This window comes from Stenotrophomonas sp. HMWF023, assembly GCF_003060985.1.
Lineage (GTDB): Bacteria > Pseudomonadota > Gammaproteobacteria > Xanthomonadales > Xanthomonadaceae > Stenotrophomonas > Stenotrophomonas lactitubi.
In genome coordinates, this window is sequence record NZ_QAIJ01000170.1 from 1 (window position 1) to 1,212 (window position 1,212).

A 1,212-nucleotide genomic window follows, 5' to 3' on the forward strand; every position below is an offset into this window, starting at 1 on the left:
CGCCGAGCAACTGCAGTCCAGCCTCGACCCTGCGCTGAAAAAGCGCCTGGCCGACGCCGCCCTGCAGGCCGCGCGCAGCGCTGGCGCCACCTACTGCGACGTGCGCATCGGCCGCTACCTGCGGCAGTTCGTGATCACCCGCGAAGACAAGGTGCAGAACGTGGTCAACACCGAGTCCACCGGTGTGGGCATCCGCGTGATCGTCAACGGCGCCTGGGGCTTTGCCGCCACCAACGCGCTCAGCACCGCCGACGTGGCCCGTGCCGCGCAGCAGGCGGCGGCGATCGCCAAGGCCAACGCGGGCGTGCAGACCGCGCCGGTGCAGCTGGCCAAGGCGCCGGGCGTGGGCGAGGTCAGCTGGAAGACGCCGATCCGCAAGAATGCGATGGAGGTGCCGATCAAGGAGAAGGTCGATCTGCTGCTGGACGTCAACGCCGCGGCTATGGGCGCCGGCGCCAGCTTCGTCAATTCGATGCTGTTCCTGGTGAACGAACAGAAGTACTTCGCCTCCACCGACGGCTCGTACATCGACCAGGACGTGCACCGCATCTGGGCGCCGATGACGATCACCGCCATCGACAAGGCCAGCGGCAAGTTCCGCACCCGCGAAGGCCTGTCCGCACCGATGGGGCTGGGCTACGAGTATCTGGATGGCGCCGCTGCCGGCAAGGTGCTGACGCCCAATGGCGTGGTCAACTACGGCTCCTCCTACGACATGAAGGAAGATGCCATCGCAGCGGCCAAGCAGGCGCAGGAGAAGCTGAAGGCGCCGTCGGTGAAGCCTGGCAAGTACGACCTTATCCTGGATCCGTCGCACACCTGGCTGACCATCCACGAGTCGATCGGCCACCCGCTGGAACTGGACCGCGTGCTCGGCTACGAAGCCAACTACGCCGGCACCAGCTTCGCCACCCTGGATAAGCGCGAGCAGCATTTCCAGTACGGCAGCGAGCAGGTGAACATCTTCGCCGACAAGACCCAGCCGGGCAGCCTCGGCGCGGTGGCGTACGACGATGAAGGCGTGAAGTGCAAGCGCTGGGACCTGATCAGCAACGGCAAGCTGGTGGACTACCAGACCATCCGCGACCAGGCCCACATTCTCGGCAAGACCGAATCCGATGGCTGCTGTTACGCCGACTCGTGGTCCAGCGTGCAGTTCCAGCGCATGGCCAACGTGTCGATGGCGCCTGGCAAGTCGCCGCTGAGCGTGTC

1 protein-coding gene is annotated in these 1,212 nt (G+C 65.9%); it reads left to right on the forward strand.

Annotation, left to right across the window (positions count from 1 at the left end; all coding sequences use genetic code 11):
• Positions 1-10: 10 nt before the first annotated feature.
• Positions 11-1,212: TldD/PmbA family protein (locus tag DBR20_RS09275; RefSeq protein ID WP_258223267.1), on the forward strand; the 1,202-nt coding region annotated here is incomplete at its 3' end.